Below are 19,417 nucleotides of genomic sequence, written 5' to 3'. Positions count from 1 at the left end.
TTACTGACTTCCCAATGGTCGAAGGTGAGCGTAGTTCAGAATCCCATGTTGCGTAGGCCTTTGAGTTGGGTCAGGTTGCAGTCCAGGGCCCCCGCTGTCTGCAGGTTGTTCTGCAGTACCACATTGAGCTGGGTCATGTTGTTGACCAGGTTCTGGCCGCCGAGCAGGGCAGTGGATTGCAGGACGCCACCCTGGGCGATCTGCTGCAGCGAATGGCCCTGGTTGTTGCTGGCGGCAATCGCCATCTGAATACCGCCGGAGACGGCGGAAACCGTGACGCTTCCGGCCGCGCCGGTGCCGCTGATACTGCCGCCGCTGGTGAGGATCTGCCCGACCTGCTGGCCGTTGACCGGGGCCTGGCCGGCCTCGCTGACATTGATGGCGACATTGTTGTAGGCGCTGTTGCCGTCGCCGGCGGCGCGGACCACCTGGGTCACGCCGGCCGAGGTGTTGAAACCGGCACCGCCGATCACCGTACCGGAGCCCTGGTTGGCAGGGGTGCCATTGCCCTGGGCGCTATAGGTCGAGACGTAGAATTGCGGTTTGACGGTCGATTGCTGGATCTGCAGGCTGGTGGTGGCGCCGATGACGTCGCCACTGGCGTTTTTCCAACTGCTTTCCATCACGATGCCGAAGCTGATGATGCGTCCTGGCATGACATAACGGCCACGCAGCTCGGACAATTCCTGGTCCTTGATTTCGACGGGTTTGAAGGTGGAGGCAGCCTGTGCGGGCAGACAGGCGAATGCCAGGCAACTCACGACCAGCCAGTATGGAGTTTTCATCTGTTGCTCCCCGGGGCTTCCTGCTCCCTTGCTCGTTACTGCACTTCAGAAAAAATCGCTCTGGATGAAGCCGAAGTCCATCAGCTCGGCATCTTTGACCGGGTTGAAGGTGTCCAGCTTGTTTTTCGCCGTGAGCGGGGCCGGCGGGTCCAGCAGGGCGTTGCCCTTGTCATAGCCGGGGCCGATGATGGCAAACACGATGCCGTTCCAACCCTTCTCGAAGTCCGCGGCCGCGTAGCGCTTGTGGCCCAGTACCGGGTCGCCGATGTACACCCAGTCCTTGTCGGCGCGTTGCATCACCACGAAATGCTTGTAGCCGCGTATATCCATCAACACCACCACCGGAATGCTGACGCTGGTCAGCTTGTTGGCGGGTATGCGATAGCCGCGGGCGCGCATGCCGATGCTCTCGACGTAGCGTTTCATGTCCAGCATGGAGAAACCGTGGGTCTTGACCAGTTCCACGTCGGAGGTGGTCAGCATGCCCTTGATCACCTGATCCTCGTCGACGTCCAGCCAGTAGGCCTGGCGCAGTACGGTGGCCAGGGCGGCGGCACCGCAGCTGAAGTCGGTTTTCTGCTGGACCAGGTTGGCAAAACGCCGTTCGCGGATGCTCTGTACGTTCTTGTAGAAGACGCTCGCACCGGGCAGGCCGGGGACCGCCATGGTGGCGGCCTGGGTCAAGCCGCAAAGGCCGATCAGCAAGGCAAGGACGAGAATACGCATGGTCGATACGCCTTCAGGTACGGAAAAAAGAGCCCCGTTTCCGGGGCTCTCATGCTGTCGCGCTTACATGCAGGCTTTGCAACCGGCGGCGATGGACAGCGAGTTGCTTTGTTGGTTGCCCACCCCGGCCGACACGTTGACGCCAGCATTGCCGGACATGTTGTTGGCCGAGTTGTTCATGCTGGCGTTGTTGGTGACCACGTTTTTCCAGCCGTTGGGGGTCAGCACTTGCTGGGTCCAGTAACCGGCCAGTTCGACAGTGCCTTGTTCCTTGAAGGTGAATTTCTGGTCATCGTTGTCATGGCCACCCTTGTAGCCATGGCCATGATGATCGTCGTCACCCTTGATCGTGCCGTAGCCGGTGCCTTTGTAGCCGCCCTTGAGATCGATGGTGCCCTTGAGGGTTTCTTTCTCGTAGGCTTGCACGCCGCTGTTGGTCACCAGCAGGCCGCTTTCGGTCTGGTTGGCGGCGGCGGCGGCGGTGGCTACGCGTCCACCGGAGACGGCGATGGCCAGGTTGTTTTTCTGTTGGTTGAAGTTGCCGGCGGTGATGTTGACGCCCATGTTGCCGGAGCCATTGTTGCCGGAGTTGTTCATCGACGCATTGTTCTGGGTCGATTGGTTGAGCACGACGTTGTGGGTGTTGGTCTGGGTCGCGCTGCTGGCAGCGACCGCGGTGCCGAAGATGAAGCTTTCGTCGGCGGTGGCCAGGGCGGCGGCATTGTCCTGTTGGTTGCCGTCGCCGGCTGCCACGTTGGCGCCCATGTTGCCGCTGGAACGGTTCAACGAGTCATTGGCACTGGCGTTGTTCTTGGTACCCTGGTTGATCACCGCGTTGTTGTGGCTGTACTGGGTATCGATCACGGCGGCGCCGGCGCCGGCGGTGATCTGCAGCAGGGTACCCAGGTCAGGGCCTTTGGGGCCATGGTTGCCGTGGCCATGACCGTGGTTGTCGCCACCTGCCTGGGCGGCCATTGCCATGACGGCGGCCAGGGCGAATACCAGGGGTTTGAGAGCCATTGTAGGTTTCATGGTGTATCTCCGTGCTTATTAGTGGGTTAAGTGTTGGTACGTTCTAATTGCACTGCCCGGGTCAGTCAGCGACCCGGATACTGAGGGTGTTGGCCATACGGTTCCCCACCCCCGCGCTCTGGTTCACCTGAATCACGCCCCGGCTGCCGGTGAAGGCCTGGTCGCTGGTGACGACCTGGCGGCTGCCCGGGATGCCGGATGAACCGGAGTTGGGTGACAGCGCCACGTTCTGTTGCGACAGCGCGCTGTCATCGACGCTTTGCGGCGCAGCACTGATGCTCAGGCGCACGGCGTTGATCATCTGGTTGTTGGTGCCGGCGGACTGGTTGACGCCCAGCATGCCGCTGCCATTGCTGAAGGCGTTGCCCTGGATGGCCGCCTTGGCGTTGATCGCCGTGCTGGCCGGGGTATTGAGCTTCTGGGTCAGGGCGGTCGAGGCGCTGGCGTGGGTGCCAATGGCGATCGCCCGACTGTTGATCTGTTGCTGCTGGTCACCGGCGGCCTGGTTGACCATGAGGTTGCCCTTGTATTGCTGGCCGGCGTTGCCGATCACGGCGTTGTCATTGGCGGTCACGTGACTGTCGGCAAAGGCCGGAACACTGCTGAACAGGACGAGAACGAGCAGGGTGGGCTTCATTTCATTGCCCCTTGCCGATGGCGTTGAGGGCACCCATGCCGGCCGACAGCCCGCGATTGACCGTGTTGGCGATGCTGGCGCCGCTGCCACCACCGTGTCCGGCGGACATGCCTGGCAGGCCATTGGGGTTGCTCAGGGCCGGCATATGGCCTGTATTGACCGTCAGGACACGGGTCACCGTTGCGCCGCTGCTGATGCCGGCGATATCGCCGTCGCTCAGTTCCATGCCGTTGGTCACCGAGATGACCCGGGTAGATGGGTTGGCATTGACCGTGGTCGGATTCGGGTCCGGCTGCAGGGGCGGGCGGCCATAGCTGTGGGGTTGTACGGTACGCTCGAGGACGATCACGCCGTTGTTGCCACCGGCCTCGGCGCTCAGGCTGAACAGCGAGCCAATGGCCCAACCGATCAGCAGGGTGCGGGTTGAAGCTGTTCTTGGAGTCCCCACGGCGGTGTTCCTTCTTCAGTGCGCTGGCCCTGTTCAGCGTTGGGAAGGAAAGAGCAGAAGCTGTGCCGATTTTGGTTTTTTCTTTAGAAACAACGGGTTGTGGTTGCTGTTGGGCGAGTGACGGTTTTTGTCTGTTTCAGCTTTGAAACAGGCCCGGGCCGGGAGCGTGCAGGAGGATTGGCAAAGCCCTGTGGAATGGGCTTTCGGGCGGCTGTATCAGCGGCTTGACACATCTTCGCGCAATGGCCCGAAGGTGTTGAATCTGGTCGTTTGCAGCGGTGCGGGGTGTTTCATGGGTGGACACTTCGGCACGCGAACCCGGTTTTTGTGCTTTTGCCCGGGGTTATCGGGCCAGCAGTTGCTCGACTGCGTTCATGGCCTGCCGATGCCGTTGCTGCCAGTCGCCGCCGAGTATCCGGACCGCCTGCCGATGCCGGGTCAGCCACTGCCGGCTGGCTTCGAAGAACGCCCGGCGGTCCTCCAGGTCGGGCTGGCAGCGCTGACCGTCGTCGGTCCAGTCGACGCCGTCGGGGCGGAGCAACAGGTGCAGGTCGTAATGCCGGGCCAGCAGGGCGGGTTCGAGCCAGGAGGGGCAGTCGCCGAACAGGGTCTGGCTCCAGAGGATGTTGCTCAGCAGGTGGGTATCGAGAATCAGCAGCGAAGGCTGCCGGGCCCGCGCTTCGTCCTCCCAGGCCAGTTGGCCGCGGGCGATGGCGGGAATGTCGGCCAGGCAGGTGTCGCGTTGTTCCCGCTCGATGAAATGGCGCACGTACTCACCCACCAGCAGACCGCCGAAACGCGCCTGCAGGGCCTCGCAGAGCCAGCTCTTGCCGCTGGATTCGGGGCCCGCCAGCACCACGACCTTCATGCCCGCAGCGCCGGGTCGCTACGCCATTCGCGCCAGCCCTGCACGGCCAGCAGGGTGAACAGGCCATAGAGGGCGGCGGTCAGGTACAGGTCCTTGTAGATGAACAGGCCGACGAAGATCACATCGACGGCGATCCACAGTGGCCAGCACTGGATGCGTTTCTGTGCCATCCACCACTGTGCCACCAGGCTGAAGGCGGTCAGTGCGGCATCGAGCCAGGGTTGCGCGGCATCGGTCCAGGTGGCCATGGCGGCACCGAGCAGCAGGCTGCCCAGGGCACCGGCGGCGAGGCCGGCCAGCAGGGCTCGCGGACCGAGTCGGGTCACGTCGCGCCCCTGGTGCACGCCGCCGCCGCGGGTCCATTGCCACCAGCCATAGAGCTGCAGCACGGCGTAGACCCCCTGCAGCAGCATGTCCGAGTAGAGCTTCACATCGAAGAAGATCCAACTGTAGATCAGCACCATGACCAGGCCGATCGGCCAGCACCAGGGATTCTGTCTGACCGTCAGCCAGACGGCGATCACGCCGAGTGCGGCGGCGAACAGTTCAAGCCCGGACATGGGAAAACCTCTGGATCGAAAGGAAAGGGGCGAATTGTACCCAGAGTGGGCAGGGGAAGGGAGGTTTCCTGGGGATTGCCTGGGCGGGACGGCGGGTTTCAGGGGCCTGTTCGCGGATAAACCGGGTCGCCGGACCGCCGCCTCCCACAAGGTACCGCGGTGATCACAAATCTTGTGTCCGCCGCGGTGCTGGGCTGCCTTCAAGGGTGGATGGGTATCCAACTTCCTGGGGCTCACCCTACTGTGAGAGCCGGATTCATCCGCGAACGGTAGCCCCCCTGTGCCTGGTCAGATGCGGAACTGGCGCAACAGTCCGTTGAGCTGTTCGCTCAGGACCTTGAGCCGGTCGCTGTCGCTGCTCGACTGTTCGGCCGCCAGGGCGGTGTTGTGGGACAGGCCCGCCGCCTCGGTGACGTTCTGGTTGATCTCCTCGACCACGTGGGCCTGTTGCAGGGTGGCGCTGGCAATGGACGCGTTGAGGCCGTTGAGGTTGCGCAGCGCCTGGCCGATGGCGGTCAGGCTTTCGCCGGCCAGTCCGGCCTGCTCGATGGTCTGTTGCGAGGCGCGGCTGCTGTCGCCGATGACTTTCACCGCGGCCTCGGAGTGATTCTGCAGGCGTTCGATCATCGCCTGGATCTCCGCGGTGGATTTCTGCGTACGTTGGGCCAGCAGGCGCACTTCGTCGGCCACCACGGCGAAGCCGCGCCCCTGTTCACCGGCCCGTGCGGCCTCGATGGCGGCGTTCAGGGCGAGCAGGTTGGTCTGCTCGGCGATGGCACGGATCACTTCCAGGACGCTGCCGATCTGTGTGCTTTCGGCGGCCAGGGTCCGGATCACCTCGACGGCCTGGGCGATGGTGGCGGACAACTGGTCGATCTGCTGCAGGCTGTTGTCGATGTTCAACTGGCCCTGGCGGGCCTGGCCTTCGGCATCGCGCACCTCGCTGGCGGCCTGCTCGGCGTTCTTGGCCACGTCCTGCACGCCATAGGTGACCTGGTTGATCGCCGTCGCGACCATTTCCATCTGTTGCGATTGCTGCTGGCTGCGCGCCTGGGCCTCGATGGCGCTGGTGCCCAGCGCGCTGGAGGATTGGCCGAGTTCGCTGGCCGAAGCCTGCAACTGGCTGACCACGCCACGCAACTTGTTGGTGAAGGCGTTGAAGTGACGGGCCAATTGGGTCACCTCGTCCTGGCCGTGGGTTTCAAGGGTGCGGGTCAGGTCGCTTTCGCCGCTGGCGATGTTGGCCATGGCCTGGACCGTTTCCTGCAGCGGGTGGACGACACTGCGGCCGATCAGCAGGACGAGTATGCTCAGCAGCACGGCAATCGCCAGACCGATCAGCGAGGCATTGCGTACCTGCCCGTAGAACTCGGCCTGCACATCGTCGATGTAGACGCCTGAACCGATGATCCAGCCCCAGGGCTCGAACAATTGCACGTAGGAGGTTTTCTGCACCGGGGCGCTGGCGCCCGGTTTCGGCCAGCGGTAGTCGATCATGCCGCGGCCCTTGGCCTTGGCCAGAATCACCATCTCATTGAAGAGCGCATAGCCATCGGGGTCCTTGATGCCGGACAGGTCCTGGCCCTCGAGCTTGGGGTTGGTCGGATGCATGACCATCACCGGGCGCAGGTCGTTGATCCAGAAATAGTCGTTCTGGTCGTAGCGCAGCTCGCGTATCACGCTCAGCGCCTGCTTCTGCGCGGCATCGCGGCCGAGAGTGCCGGCCGTTTCCAGGCCGTGGTAGTAAGCGAGAATGCCGCTGGCGATCTGGACCACGTGCTGGGTCTTCAGGGCCTTGGCCTGGTAGAGGTTGTCATGGGTCTGCTTGAGCATCAGCAAACCCTGGGTCAGCAGCATGCCCACCGCCAGGACCAGGATGAGCCACAGGCGCCGGCTGATCGACACATTGCGCAAGCTTTTCATAAGACCACCATTCCTTTTTCTTGTTGTCGTGTCGCTCTGGGCTCTATAGCAGCAGGTTTTCCCAGCGCTGCACAGCCTCCTTATGGCTACTATCGAGGCAGCGATAAACAGGCATGTCTGATAGGATTTCGGCCCGATCTCGACAAACCTGAGTTGCCGTTTGATTTTTCAGGCATTTTTCACGGTTTGTCGACGGGCTGCACGGCGGGCTCGCCAGGGGATCGCCCGAGTGGCGAGCCACGCTTTTCGATTTTTTTAGGGCCCTGCGGGAGCGGGCCTTGAGGGGGAAACGATGGATCTTTGGACCGCCGCACAGGCGTTGATACTGGGTATTGTCGAGGGGCTGACGGAATTCCTGCCGATTTCCAGCACCGGCCACCAGATCATCGTGGCGGATCTGCTCGGGTTTGGCGGTGAACGGGCAATCGCCTTCAATATCATCATTCAACTGGCGGCGATCCTCGCGGTGGTCTGGGAGTTTCGCGCGAAGGTCTTCAGCGTGGTGCGCGACCTGCCCAGGGAACGCAGCGCCCAGCGTTTCACCGTCAATCTGCTGGTGGCCTTCATGCCGGCGGTGATTCTCGGGGTGTTGTTCAAGGAAGTGATCGCCACCTACCTGTTCAACCCGATCACCGTGGCCTCGGCGCTGGTGGTGGGCGGGGTGATCATTCTCTGGGCCGAGCGCCGCGAACACACGGTGCATGCCGAAACGGTGGATGAGATCCGTTGGCAGGACGCCCTGAAGGTCGGTTTCGCCCAGTGCCTGGCGATGATTCCGGGAACTTCCCGTTCCGGAGCGACCATCATCGGCGGCCTGCTGTTCGGCCTGTCGCGCAAGACCGCCACCGAGTTCTCGTTCTTCCTGGCCATGCCGACCATGGTCGCCGCCGCGGTGTACTCCGGCTACGGCTTCCGTCATCAGTTCCAGATGGCCGACCTGCCGGTGTTCGCGGTGGGCTTCGTGACCTCCTTCGTGTTCGCGATGATCGCGGTGCGTGGCCTGCTGAAATTCATCGCCAGCCACAGTTATGCAGCCTTCGCCTGGTACCGGATCGTGTTCGGCCTGGTGATCCTGGCCACCTGGCAGTTCGGCTGGGTCGACTGGTCGACCAAGGGATGAGCAAGCCGAACAGCTCCGGGAACGTCCGGCCAGCCTCGGTCGGCCGGGTCCGGCAGCTCAAGCTCAAGGTCGTGCTGTGGCTGCTGCTGTGTGCCTTGCCGGGATTTGGCTCATTGCGCCTGTGGCTGGAAAGCGGGACGAGCTGGCCGCTGTGGATCTACGCGGTCGCCAGCCTGTTGGCGTTCGTTCTCTATTGGAACGACAAGCGCAAGGCACGCAATGAGGCCTGGCGCATCCCGGAGAAGGTCCTGCATGGCGTCGAACTGCTGGGGGGCTGGCCAGGGGCGTTGCTCGCCCAGCAGGCGTTCCGGCACAAGACCCGCAAGCTGTCGTTCCAGGTCGTGTTCTGGCTGATCGTCGTGCTGCACCAGGTATTCTGGATCGACCGGCTCTTCCTCGACGCCAGCCTGGCCCATCTGTCCTTCCTGTAGCGCGACACTACAGCAGCAGGCCGACCTGAGTGCGCTTGGGCAGTTTGGCCACCACCAGTTGGTGGGAGCGGCGCAGCAGGTCCTGCAGCTCCTCGGCAGCCAGCGGATAGGGCGCGTTCATGGTGATCCAGAACGCCCGCGCCAGATAAGGCGCGGGACGGATGCCGGGGCGGTCGACATGACCGAGGAACAGTTCCTTGTCGACCTTGAACGACAGGGTGTCGCCGCTCAGGTTGAGCAGCGCGAACATCTTGGTTCCGGCGACCGAAAACACCCGTACGCCGCCCCATTTGTAGTCTTCCCGAGCGCCGGGCAGGTCGAGGCACAAGCGTGCAACGGCCTCCTGGTTCATGCTCATAGTGCTCTGTCTCCACATTCCCTGAAGGCTTCGGCCAAATGGTCGATCCACGCCCGCACGGCCGGCAGCAGCCCGCGTCGATGAGGGTAGACCGCCTGCAGCCAGCCGCCTGGCAACGACCATTCGGGGAGGATACGGACGAAAGTCCCGTTGGTCAGTTCTTCTTCGCAGTACAGCATGGGCAGCGTGGTAAAGCCCAGCCCGGCGAGGGCACAGGCCTTGCGCACGATGAAGTCGTCCACGCCCAGCCGGGCTTCGAGCGCCAGTTCGCGTTTTTGCCCGTGTTCGTCCAGCAGGCTCAGGTGAACCAGCCGGTCGGCTTCCAGTGCGCCGAGCACCGGTACCTTCGCCAGGTCCTCGAGGCTGTGGATGGGGTTCTGTTCCAGGAATTGCGGGGTGGCGAGCATGAAGGTCTGGGCCTGGCGCAGCCGTCGGGTGACCAGTGACGGGTCTTCGTCACCATGCCCGCGCACCCGCAGGGCGACGTCGATCCCTTCGGTGACCAGGTCGACCCTCCGGTTGACCATCACCACTTCCAGTTGAACCTGCGGGTGTGTCGCCAGGAAGCTGGCAATCACCCGTGGCATGAATTCCTGGGCCAACCCGACCGGGCACGACACCCGCAGTCGTCCGCGCGGTTCGCTGGACATGCTGGCCACGGCCTCGTCGGCCATTTCCGCCTCCAGCAGCATGGCCTGGCAATGGCGCAGGTAGCGTTCGCCCACCGCCGTCAGCTTCAACTGCCGGGTGGTGCGCTGCAGCAGCCGCGCGCCGAGGCGCTCTTCCAGTTCGGCGATGCGTCGCGACAGCCGCGACTTGGGAATCCCCAGCAGGCGTCCGGCGGCGGCGAAACCACCGGCTTCCACTACCTTGGCGAAGTAATAGAGATCGGACAGGTTTCTTGGATCACCAATTGGCATTTCTGGAAAATTCCCTGGAATTCATGGGCCTGCAATTCGGCGCGAAACAGGCGGGCGAACATTATGGCGGGCTTTTGGGAAAAAGTATTTTTCACGGCAGGTGAGGTAAGTGGTGCTCTGGCTCGTGTAGGGGAGTAGGAATCATTCTCTTTCGTTATCCGGTACGGAGTCATCCCCGTGGTCAAGTTGCTCAATCGCACCTCTGCGTCAGTCCTGCTGTGTTCCGCGTTACCCTGCCTGGCGATGGCCGCGCCGCCGGCCACGGAGTTGCCTGTCAGTGTCATCCAGGGTACGGCCGGCACGGGTGACGCCGACAGCTACACCCGCAGCGAGACGTCGACCGCGAGCAAAGGATCCACCCAGATCCGCGACGAAGCTCAGACGATCAATACCGTGGCGGCCCAGACGTTGGCGGATTATCAGGTCAAGGACCTGAACGACGCGATGCGCTTTGTCAGCGGTATCACGCAGACCAATACCCTGGGCGGCACCAAGGACGCGTTGATCAAGCGTGGCTTTGGCAGCAACGACGACAACTCCATCCTGCGCGACGGGATACGTTCGGCGATCGGCCACAACCTGGGCGCGACCACCGACCACGTGGAGGTTCTCAAGGGCCCGGCCTCGCTGATGTACGGCGCCCTGGAGCCGGGCGGGCTGATCAACGTGATCAGCAAGCAGCCGCAATTCACCCGCAGCACCACCTTCACCGGTTCGGGCTACAGCGAGGGCGGCGGCACCTTCGGTGTAGACACCACCGGGCCGCTGGGCGATACCAACCTGGCGTATCGGCTGATCGCCGAACGCAGCCACGAGGACTACTGGCGCAACTATGGGGTCGACGAACATACCCTGATCGCACCGTCGATCGCCTGGGTGGGCGACCGGGCGAGCTTCTCGCTGGCCTACACCTACAACGATTACGCCAGCCCGTTCGATCGTGGCACCGTGTTCGTCAGGGGGCGTCCGGCCGACATCAGCTATCGCGATCGTCTCGACGAGCGCTGGGCCAAGAGTGTCGGCATCAGCCAGAGCACCACGGCGAAGTTCGAGTACCAGCTCAACGAAGCCTGGCGCAGCCGGCTGACCTACGGCTGGACCGAGGATCGCTACAGCCTGGCGATCGCCCAGCCGAGCACATTGACCGGCAACACTCTGCGGCGGATCGCCAACGGTGGCCACTACGACTATGAGAGCCGCTACACCGCGCTGGATCTGCTCGGCGATCAGCAACTGTTCGGCCAGCGCCACGAGATCACCGTGGGCGTGGATAACGAGTCGCTGGACAAGTTCCGCGGCAAGACCTACCGCAACGCCAGCACGGCCGCCGGCAACCTGAACATCCAGAACCCACTCTACGGCCGGCTGGCGGAGCCTGCGACCATCAGTGCCGTGCAGAGCAACGCCGAAAACAACCTGGTTACCACCTCGGTCTACTTCAAGGACAACTGGCACCTCAATGATCGCTGGATCCTGGTGTTCGGTGGTCGTCAGGAACACTGGGACCAGTACAGCGACCAGGGCCTCGGCAGCTCGTATGCCAAGGGCGCCGATTCCAATGGCGACCAGTTCGTGCCGTTTGGCGGGATCGTCTACCAGCCGACCGAGAGTGTCGCGCTCTATGCCAACTACAGCCGTTCGTTCGTGCCCAACGATGCCGATGATGCGGGCCATACCTTCAAACCGACCGAAGGCCGCAGCTACGAAACCGGTATCAAGTACTCGCCCAGTCAGGCGCTCAACGTAAACCTGGCGGTGTATGACATCGTCAAGAAAAACCTGGTCAACAGCGTGCTGCAAAGCGATGGCAGCAGTGTCGACGAGGCGGTGGGCAAGGCCCGCTCGCGTGGCGTCGAGCTGGATGTGACCGGCGAAATCACGCCGAACTGGAGCGTGATCGGCACCTACGCCTACGATCAGACCGAAGTGCTGAAAAATGACGAGTCGCCCGCGCAAGAGGGCAACCGGTTGCCGAATGCGCCCATGCACACGGCCAGCCTGTATGTCACCCACCACCTCGGGTTGCCGGCCAGCGTCGGCAAATGGCATGTCGGCGCCGGTGCCCGCTATGTCGGCGAGCGGCCGGGCGACGATGCCAACAGCTTCTGGATGGACAGCTACACCGTTGCCGACGCGTTTCTGCGCTGGGACCTGCCGACCCATGACTACAAGAGCAGCCTGCAGTTGAACGTCGACAACCTGTTCAACAAGCAGTATTACCCGTCGACCACCGGCAGCAGTGCGCTTCAGGTCGAGGAAGGTGCGTTGCGTACGGCGCGGATCACCGCCAGCGTCACGTTCTGATCCTCGTCCTGCCAGGCGTCGATCACGGTCGATGCCTGGCGGTCGCACGCGAGGTGCAACCTCTATCGTTCCATTTATGGGACGAACTATCGCATTTCAGGTGACTAATCAGCTATTCGATTCATGGGTAGGATTATCCCAACTCGATCGCCAAGTGGCGGTCCTCACTTGGAGATCCCACATGAAACTCTTGCACATCGATTCCAGCATCCTGGGCGACAACTCGGCTTCGCGCCAACTGAGCCAAAGCGTGGTCAAGGCCTGGCAGGCCGCCGAGCCCTCGAGCGTGGTGACCTACCGCGACCTGGCCGCCGATGCCATCAGCCACTTCTCCAGCCTCACCCTCGCCGCTGGCGGTACCGCTGCCGAACTGCGTGATGCGGCCCAGCGTCACGAAGCCGAACTGAGCGCCTCGACCCTGGAAGAGTTCCTGGCCGCCGACGCCATCGTCATCGCCGCGCCGATGTACAACTTCAGCGTTCCCACCCAGCTCAAGGCCTGGATCGACCGCATCGCCGTCGCCGGCAAGACCTTCCGCTACACCGAAAATGGCCCTGAAGGCCTGGCCGGTGGCAAGAAGGTGGTGATTGTCTCGACGTCCGGTGGCCTGCACGTGGGCCTGCCGACCGGCGTGGGTCACGAGGACTACCTGAAGGTGCTGTTCGGTTTCCTCGGCATCACCGACATCGAGTTCGTCCGCGCCCACGGCCTGGGTTACGGCGAAGAGGTGCGGACCAAGGCCATGAACGACGCGCAGGCACGCATCAGCGACACTCTGTTCGCCGCCGCGTAAAGCTTTTGTAAACGCGCAAGAAACTTCCGGTAACAAACACTAAACTCTGTACTCTGATCATGATGAATGATCGGGTACGGAGTTTTTTGCGTTTTCCACGTAGGGTTTGGCCCGTCTTGTGCAAAAGCCATCCGCATGGGCACTCTGGAAAACTGCGAAGAGTCGGTCGAAGCCCGCTGCAGTGCTTCAGTTTCAAGGAATGACAGAGATTTGGTGTGTAGTGACTCGGCAAAGGTGGGCATCCCGATGATGCGTCTTTGTGCAGTATGGCTGATTTGCCTGGCAACAGGCTTCACGACGGTGCAGGCGGCTCCCGCGGCTCACTGGAGCGTGGGTTTTCATCGCCTGACGTTCCTCGATCCGCTGGATCTGCAGCCGATGAAGGCGATCGCCTTCTATCCCTCCACCGGCCGCGAGCAGTGGAGCAAGATTGGCGGCTACACCATCCAGGCCAGCGAGGATTCGCGGATCGCCATCGGCCGTTATCCGCTGCTGATGCTGTCCCACGGCAACACCGGCACGCCGCTGGCCCTGCACGATCTGGCCACCTCGCTGGCACGTAAGGGCTTCGTCGTGGTGGCGGTGCTGCACCCTGGCGACAACTACAAGGACCATAGCCGCCTGGGCACTCTGAGCAACCTCTACGGCCGGCCTATGCAGATCTCCGAAGCGATTACCGCCACGTTGGGCGATCCGATGCTGTCGCCGTTCGTGGAGGCCGAGAAGGTCGGGGTGATCGGTTATTCCGCCGGCGGCGAGACTGCCCTGATCCTGTCCGGCGCGCAACCGAACCTCGATCGCCTGCGGCGCTACTGTCAGGAGTTCCCCGACGACAAGGACGCCTGTACCACCAAGGGCGAGCTGATCGTCGACCGTGATGACCTGCAGCCGGTTTCCGACCCTCGGGTGCATGCGCTGATGCTGATGGCGCCGCTGGGCCTGATGTTCGGCCGGCATACGCTGGCCGATGTGCACGTGCCGGTGCTGATGTACAGCGGCGATGGCGACAAGCTGGTGTTCCCCGACAAGAACGCCGCAGCCCTGGCGCGCAAGCTGCCGGAGGCCCCGCAGTTCAAGCTGATCGCCGGTGCCGGACACTTCGTGTTCATGGCCCCGTGCAGCGAGGAGCAACTGCATGCCACACCGGGACTGTGCACCGACCCCGAGGGCGTCAACCGGGCGGACATCCACCGCGACCTGATCTTCGAGGCCGGGCGCTTCTTCAGCAAGACCCTGAGCGTGCCGAATCGAGGCGGCATGCAGACCGCCGATCAGTGACTCAGGCGGCTGTCGGGCGCCGTGCCAGCAGCACGGTGACCGACAGGCCGATGATCGACAGCAGCGCCGCGCAACAGAAAATCCACGCATACCCCAGGTTCAACGCCACCGCGCCCATCAGGGGGCCGGCGATGGCCAGTGCGAGGTCGAAAAACACCGCATAGGCGCTCAGCCCCGCGCCGCGGCTGCTGGTGGGCACCTGACGGATGGCTTCCACGCCGATGGCCGGGTACACCAGCGACAGGCCGAAGCCCGCCAGGCCGGCTCCCGCCAGGGCCACGCCGGTGGAGGGCGACAGCCAGAGCAGAACCAGGCCGAGGGTTTCGATGCTCATGCAGGCGATGGCGACCTTGAAGCCGCCGAAACGGTTGATGCTGCCGATGAAGAACAGCCGGGCGAGGATGAAGCAACTGCCGAACACCGTCAGGCAATAGGCGGCGCCGGTCCAGCCGCGGCTGAGGTAGAACAGGGTGATGAAGGTGGTGAGCGTGCCATAGCCGATGGACGCCAGGGTCAGGCTGGCGCCGTAGGGCGCAATGCGGCCGAACACCGCCCAGAACGGCAGGCGCTCGCCGCGGATCACCGGTACCGACGGTTTGTTGCGGATCAGCAGCAGGGCGCCGGCGGCCAGGGCCGACAAGGCGATCCCGAGGCTGGCGAAACCGTAGTCGGCGACCATCAGCACCCCCAGCGGCGCACCGATGGCAATCGCGCCATAGGAGGCGATGCCGTTCCAGGAAATCACCCGTGCGGTCTGATCGGCGCCGACCTGGCCGATCCCCCAACTGATGGTGCCGACACCGATCAGGCCCTGGGCGGTGCCGAGCAGCAGGCGCCCGACGATCAGGATGATCAGGCTCGCCAGGGGCCACTGCTGGATCAGCGTCGACACCAGGGTCAACGCGCCGCTCAGGCAGATTCCGACCAGGCCGTAGATGATCGCGCGCTTGGTGCCGACGTTATCCGCCATGCGCCCGGCCATGGGGCGGCTGAGCAGGGTGGCCAGGTATTGCGAACCGATGGTCAGGCCGGCGATCACCGCGCTGAAGCCCAGTTGCTCGTGCACATAGCCGGGCAGTACCGCGATCGGCAGGCCGATGCAGAGGAAGGCGATGAAGGTGTAGAAGACGATGGAGACGATTTGCAGGGTGACGGTCAGGTTGCCGGGTTGGCGGGGCGGTTGCTGGGCTGACATGGAGGCTCGTTCGCGGGCGGGCGGTTGGAGAGCCCCATCATGGCGGGATGCCGAGATAAAAGGAAGCAGGCTAACTAATTTTTTCCCATGATTCGGTCGTCGCCCCCTGTGGCGAGCGGGCTCGTCGGGACGCCGCACCGCCGCGTTGGGGGCAAGGCCCCCTGGAACCTGTGACCTGGTTCTTTCAGGAGAACCGGGTGACTGGGTTTGGGGCTGCCTTGCAGCCCAGAGCGGCGGTGCGGCGTCCCGACAAGCCCGCTCGCCACGGACCCGGCCAAGGAGGTCAGAACACCACTGAAATCAGAGCAGCACGCCCTGGCTGCGCAGATAGTCGTCATAGGTGCCGCTGAAGTCGGTCACGCCGTTCGGGCTCAGCTCGATGATGCGGGTGGCCAGGGACGAGACGAACTCGCGGTCGTGGCTGACGAAGATCAGCGTGCCCGGGTAGTTTTCCAGCGCGAGGTTGAGCGCTTCGATGGATTCCATGTCCAGGTGGTTGGTCGGTTCGTCCATCACCAGCACGTTGGGCTTCTGCAGGATCAGCTTGCCGAACAGCATGCGGCCCTGTTCACCACCGGAAATCACCTTGACCGACTTGAGGATCTCGTCGTTGGAGAACAGCATGCGACCGAGGGTGCCGCGTACCAGTTGCTCGCCGCCCTGGGTCCACTGGCCCATCCAGTCGAACAGGGTGACATCGTCCTCGAAGTCGTGGGCATGGTCCTGGGCGTAGTAGCCCAGCTCGGCCGATTCGGTCCATTTCACGGTGCCGGCATCCGGGGTCAGTTCGCCCATCAGGGTGCGCAGCAGGGTAGTCTTGCCGATACCGTTCGGGCCGATGATCGCCACGCGCTCGCCGGCTTCGATGGTGAAGCTGAAGTCCTTGAACAGCGTGGTGCCGTCAAAACCCTTGGCCATGCGCTCGACGGTGACCGCCTGGCGATGCAGCTTCTTGGTCTGTTCGAAGCGGATGAACGGGCTGACGCGGCTCGAGGGCTTGACCTCGGCCAACTGGATCTTGTCGATCTGCTTGGCGCGGGAGGTGGCCTGCTTGGCTTTCGAGGCGTTGGCCGAGAAGCGGCTGACGAAGGTCTGCAGCTCGGCGATCTGGGCTTTCTTCTTGGCGTTATCGGCCAGCAACTGCTCGCGGGACTGGGTCGCGGCGGTCATGTACTCGTCGTAGTTGCCCGGGAACAGGCGCAGCTCGCCGTAGTCCAGGTCGGCCATGTGGGTGCAGACGCTGTTCAGGAAGTGCCGGTCGTGGGAGATGATGATCATCAGGCTGTTGCGCTGGGTGAGGATGTTCTCCAGCCAGCGGATGGTGTTGATGTCCAGGTGGTTGGTCGGTTCGTCGAGCAACAGCACTTCCGGATCGGAAAACAGCGCCTGGGCCAGCAGTACGCGCAGCTTCCAGCCGGGGGCGACTTCGCTCATCGGACCGAAGTGCTGTTCCAGCGGAATGCCCAGGCCCATCAGCAGCTCGCCGGCACGGGATTCGGCGGTATAGCCGTCCATTTCGGCGAACTCGGTTTCCAGCTCGGCGACGGCCATGCCATCGGCCTCGGTCATTTCCGGCAGCGAGTAGATGCGGTCGCGTTCGGCCTTGACCTTCCACAGCTCCTCGTGGCCCATGATCACCGTGTCGATCACGGTGAATTCCTCGTAGGCGAACTGGTCCTGGCGCAGTTTACCCAGGCGCACGTTGGGTTCCAGCATGACCTGGCCACCGGAGGGCTCGAGGTCGCCACCGAGGATTTTCATGAAGGTCGACTTGCCGCAGCCGTTGGCGCCGATCAGGCCGTAGCGGTTGCCCGCGCCGAACTTGACCGAGACGTTCTCGAACAGCGGCTTGGGGCCGAATTGCATGGTGATGTTAGCTGTGGAGATCAAAGTACTTACCTATCAATAACTTACGCAGCTGGAGTGTTCAGCCGAGATCGATTCGATACCAATCTTGAATGTTTCCAGCCCGCTCCAGTCGGAGCTTGAGTTGGGCCAACAGGCATGGGGCGACAGCAGCATCTGCAGGCTGTGACCCAATGGTTGGGCGATGAATGCGGGGGTTGAGACCGGACATTGCGTCTATTGTCGCATAGGTGCGGTGACAGTTGTACGCCGCTCTGTGCCTGAACGCTATCCGGCCGGTGGGGAAACGGTCATGCTTGCCGATTTCCGGCACCGGTGGTGCCAGCGGATGGTTGGCGAATTCGTCGCCCGACATACGGACGGATCGTTGGCGCCAACCGGGTGTATGGTGTCAGGGCAACGCCTCGGATCTTTAGACGTGAAAAGGAGGTGACCATGAGCGTTCCCCAGCTCTTGAAGACGCATGTCAACGGCTATGATGTGATCCGCGTTGGCGGCGGCCCCTGGAAGGTATGCACCGCGACCGATCGACTCAGTTCGTTCCGGACCCGTGAGGAAGCGATGGCCTACGCCGTATCGCTGCCACTGCACAAGGTGCGTCAACCCGCCAACCACTAGCAATCAGCGAGGCTCTCGGGGGCTGGAGGCCCTCGGGAGCTCACGATCCGCTGTTACCAGTTCAGCCTCACGCCCAGCGTGGCCGAGAGGCTTTCCTGCTGACGGTCGTCGAGGTGGCTGGCGTAGTCGAGTCCACCGTACACGCTCAGGTCGCGCCCCAGCCGCGCGATGACACCGCTGCCCAACTCCAGGTTGCTGGCGCGGTGGTCGGTCCTGATCGGATAGCCGTCGAAGCTCATGGTGTCGCGGCCGCCGAAGGTGTGCCAGAGGTTGGCGCGGGCATAGGGTTGCAGTGTCATCGTGCCGGCCTGCAGCGCACCCATGATCCGTACGCCGAGGCGCCCCTTGAAATAGTCCTGCGAGTCCGGGCGGATCTGCGAGATGCCATCGTTGTGGTTGTCGAGGCTGATCCGTTGTGCGATCAACTGCGCCTGGGGCTCAAGCACCCAACCATTGGCCAGTGGATACGGATAGCCGCCCTCCAGCGACAGGCTGAGGCCATGGCCGTCGATCTCGAACTTCAGGTCGCGGTTCGAGCGGGCGGTGCCGCTGTAGCGGGTGCCCAAGGCCACGGCGTCGAGGTAGGCATCGTTGGGCGCGACCAGGCTCCAGTAGGCGCCGAGGCCGTTGCCTTCGAGCCGCAGGCTGCCGGCCCGGTTGTCCTCGAAACCGTTGACGAACCCGCGCACACTGCCCTGGAGCCTCGCATGGCTGACGAACAGGCCGGCCCGGTAGCGATTGCCATGGTCATCGCTGGCACCATAGAGGTCATGGCCGGCCTGCAGGCCCCAGAGGTTGCCATCCAGGCGTGGCGTGACATCGCCCGACCAGCTCTGGCGCAGGTGGCTGCCGAAGGTGCGGACCCAGCCGGCATTCGCCTCGCCATTGGCCCTGAGCAGGGTCTGTTCGCCCTGGCGCTGGTGAAAGGTGCCCAGCGTGGCCTGGTCCAGCTGCGCGGCCGCCGGGCCGACCAGGGCATCGACGGCGACTTCCGGCCGATAGAAGGGAATGGTTTCCCCGGGCTCGGGGTTGGGCAGCAGCGGGCCTCCCGGTTCCGGCAGCGGGGTGACCGGGCCCTCCGGTTCGGGCAGCGGCACCACCGGGCCGGTCACGCTGGAGCGCAGGTACCAGTTGTTCTGGGTGCCGGGAGTGACACCGCCCTTGTAGAGAAAGTAGTTGAAGGGGCCCGCCGAGACCGGGCCGCCCAGGCTGAAGGCGGCGCTGGCGCTGGTCGCGCCCTGATCGGCTTCGACCACCTGAATGCCGTTGCGCAGGGTTTCGGCGCCGGCACCGCCGAGATTGGCGACATTGATCACCGTGTTGCCCGAGAGGCTGCCCAGGGACACCACCAGCCGGTCGGACGGCGAATCGTCGCCGGCCAGCACGCTCTGTAGATTCAGTTGCCCGCCATGGCCGACATAGTTGCCGATCACCGTCAGCCGGTCGGAAGCCTGGGCTCCGCCGGCGGTCAGGTAGATCGTGCCGCTGTTGTCCAGGGTGGCGGTCTGTCCGGCATTGAAGGCCCGGACCACGCCGCTGCTGGAACTCAGGCTGC

20 protein-coding genes are annotated in these 19,417 nt (G+C 63.5%); 6 read left to right on the top strand and 14 right to left on the bottom strand.

The genetic code is table 11. The features are described 5' to 3' along the window. Nucleotides 1–35: 35 nt before the first annotated feature. The 8 genes from K675_RS0128995 to K675_RS0128960 form a co-directional block, all read right to left on the bottom strand. Entirely contained in the window at nt 36–785 is a 750-nt protein-coding gene (locus K675_RS0128995) for a hypothetical protein (protein ID WP_017906962.1), read from the bottom strand. 45 nt (nt 786–830) lie between these two features. Continuing rightward, nucleotides 831–1,511 (bottom strand): C39 family peptidase, encoded by a 681-nt coding sequence (locus K675_RS0128990; protein WP_017906961.1) that lies wholly within the window; start codon nt 1,509–1,511, stop codon nt 831–833. Between the two features lie 63 nt (nt 1,512–1,574). Continuing rightward, nucleotides 1,575–2,543: a hypothetical protein gene (locus K675_RS0128985; RefSeq protein WP_026145626.1), complete on the bottom strand. Its 969-nt coding sequence runs from the start codon at nt 2,541–2,543 to the stop codon at nt 1,575–1,577. A 61-nt stretch (nt 2,544–2,604) separates the two neighbouring features. Next, nucleotides 2,605–3,180 (bottom strand): hypothetical protein, encoded by a 576-nt coding sequence (locus K675_RS0128980; RefSeq protein ID WP_017906959.1) that lies wholly within the window; start codon nt 3,178–3,180, stop codon nt 2,605–2,607. Between the two features lies 1 nt (nt 3,181). Next, on the bottom strand, nt 3,182–3,628 hold the full coding sequence (locus tag K675_RS0128975; protein ID WP_017906958.1) for a hypothetical protein: 447 nt from the start codon (nt 3,626–3,628) through the stop codon (nt 3,182–3,184). Nucleotides 3,629–3,971: 343 nt separating this feature from the next. Beyond that, entirely contained in the window at nt 3,972–4,496 is a 525-nt protein-coding gene (locus K675_RS0128970; protein WP_017906957.1) for an AAA family ATPase, read from the bottom strand. Beyond that, nucleotides 4,493–5,056, bottom strand: coding sequence for a nicotinamide riboside transporter PnuC (pnuC, locus tag K675_RS0128965; RefSeq protein WP_017906956.1), 564 nt, complete (start codon nt 5,054–5,056; stop codon nt 4,493–4,495). Before pnuC ends, K675_RS0128970 begins: the two co-directional genes overlap by 4 nt. Before the next feature lie 288 nt (nt 5,057–5,344). Further along, entirely contained in the window at nt 5,345–6,979 is a 1,635-nt protein-coding gene (locus K675_RS0128960; protein WP_017906955.1) for a methyl-accepting chemotaxis protein, read from the bottom strand. Between the two features lie 292 nt (nt 6,980–7,271). Between K675_RS0128960 and K675_RS0128955 the strand changes: the two genes are divergently transcribed. Both K675_RS0128955 and K675_RS0128950 read left to right on the top strand, forming a co-directional pair. After that, nucleotides 7,272–8,099, top strand: a complete 828-nt coding sequence (locus K675_RS0128955; RefSeq protein ID WP_017906954.1) for an undecaprenyl-diphosphate phosphatase — start codon at nt 7,272–7,274, stop codon at nt 8,097–8,099. After that, on the top strand, nt 8,096–8,530 hold the full coding sequence (locus tag K675_RS0128950) for a DUF1294 domain-containing protein (RefSeq protein ID WP_017906953.1): 435 nt from the start codon (nt 8,096–8,098) through the stop codon (nt 8,528–8,530). The genes K675_RS0128955 and K675_RS0128950 overlap by 4 nt, the downstream gene beginning before the upstream one ends. 7 nt (nt 8,531–8,537) lie before the next feature. Here the strand turns inward: K675_RS0128950 and K675_RS0128945 are convergent, their stop codons facing one another. Beyond that, entirely contained in the window at nt 8,538–8,888 is a 351-nt protein-coding gene (locus K675_RS0128945; protein WP_017906952.1) for an MmcQ/YjbR family DNA-binding protein, read from the bottom strand. Then, nucleotides 8,885–9,808 carry a LysR substrate-binding domain-containing protein gene (locus K675_RS0128940; RefSeq protein WP_017906951.1) on the bottom strand — a complete coding sequence of 308 codons (924 nt, stop codon included), beginning with the start codon at nt 9,806–9,808 and terminating at the stop codon, nt 8,885–8,887. The genes K675_RS0128945 and K675_RS0128940 overlap by 4 nt, the downstream gene beginning before the upstream one ends. A gap of 243 nt (nt 9,809–10,051) precedes the next feature. Here K675_RS0128940 and K675_RS0128935 point away from each other — a divergent pair, with 243 nt between their 5' ends. The 3 genes from K675_RS0128935 to K675_RS0128925 all read left to right on the top strand — a co-directional run bounded on the left by K675_RS0128935 (nt 10,052) and on the right by K675_RS0128925 (nt 14,183). After that, on the top strand, nt 10,052–12,112 hold the full coding sequence (locus tag K675_RS0128935; protein ID WP_080635424.1) for a TonB-dependent siderophore receptor: 2,061 nt from the start codon (nt 10,052–10,054) through the stop codon (nt 12,110–12,112). 181 nt (nt 12,113–12,293) lie between these two features. Continuing rightward, nucleotides 12,294–12,905 (top strand): FMN-dependent NADH-azoreductase, encoded by a 612-nt coding sequence (locus tag K675_RS0128930; protein ID WP_017906949.1) that lies wholly within the window; start codon nt 12,294–12,296, stop codon nt 12,903–12,905. A gap of 246 nt (nt 12,906–13,151) precedes the next feature. After that, nucleotides 13,152–14,183: an alpha/beta hydrolase family protein gene (locus K675_RS0128925; protein WP_026145625.1), complete on the top strand. Its 1,032-nt coding sequence runs from the start codon at nt 13,152–13,154 to the stop codon at nt 14,181–14,183. Between the two features lies 1 nt (nt 14,184). On the opposite strand, the gene K675_RS0128920 is transcribed toward K675_RS0128925, so the two are convergent. The 3 genes from K675_RS0128920 to K675_RS32680 form a co-directional block, all read right to left on the bottom strand. Next, nucleotides 14,185–15,378 (bottom strand): MFS transporter, encoded by a 1,194-nt coding sequence (locus tag K675_RS0128920; RefSeq protein ID WP_017906947.1) that lies wholly within the window; start codon nt 15,376–15,378, stop codon nt 14,185–14,187. Nucleotides 15,379–15,678: 300 nt separating this feature from the next. Then, nucleotides 15,679–17,268: an ABC-F family ATPase gene (locus K675_RS0128915; RefSeq protein WP_026145624.1), complete on the bottom strand. Its 1,590-nt coding sequence runs from the start codon at nt 17,266–17,268 to the stop codon at nt 15,679–15,681. Nucleotides 17,269–17,305: 37 nt separating this feature from the next. Then, nucleotides 17,306–17,599: a hypothetical protein gene (locus K675_RS32680; RefSeq protein WP_332308421.1), complete on the bottom strand. Its 294-nt coding sequence runs from the start codon at nt 17,597–17,599 to the stop codon at nt 17,306–17,308. A gap of 80 nt (nt 17,600–17,679) precedes the next feature. Here K675_RS32680 and K675_RS0128910 point away from each other — a divergent pair, with 80 nt between their 5' ends. After that, the gene (locus K675_RS0128910; protein WP_017906945.1) at nt 17,680–17,862 is read left to right on the top strand and encodes a hypothetical protein; all 183 of its coding nucleotides are present in this window, start codon (nt 17,680–17,682) and stop codon (nt 17,860–17,862) included. Between the two features lie 53 nt (nt 17,863–17,915). Here the strand turns inward: K675_RS0128910 and K675_RS0128905 are convergent. Further along, on the bottom strand, nt 17,916–19,417 hold a 1,502-nt coding region (locus K675_RS0128905; RefSeq protein WP_017906944.1), incomplete at its 5' end, for an autotransporter outer membrane beta-barrel domain-containing protein.

The organism is Pseudomonas fuscovaginae SE-1, assembly GCF_000364705.1.
In the GTDB taxonomy this organism is placed as follows: Bacteria; Pseudomonadota; Gammaproteobacteria; order Pseudomonadales; family Pseudomonadaceae; genus Aquipseudomonas; species Aquipseudomonas fuscovaginae_A.
This window is presented reverse-complemented; position numbering and strand designations above follow the sequence as displayed.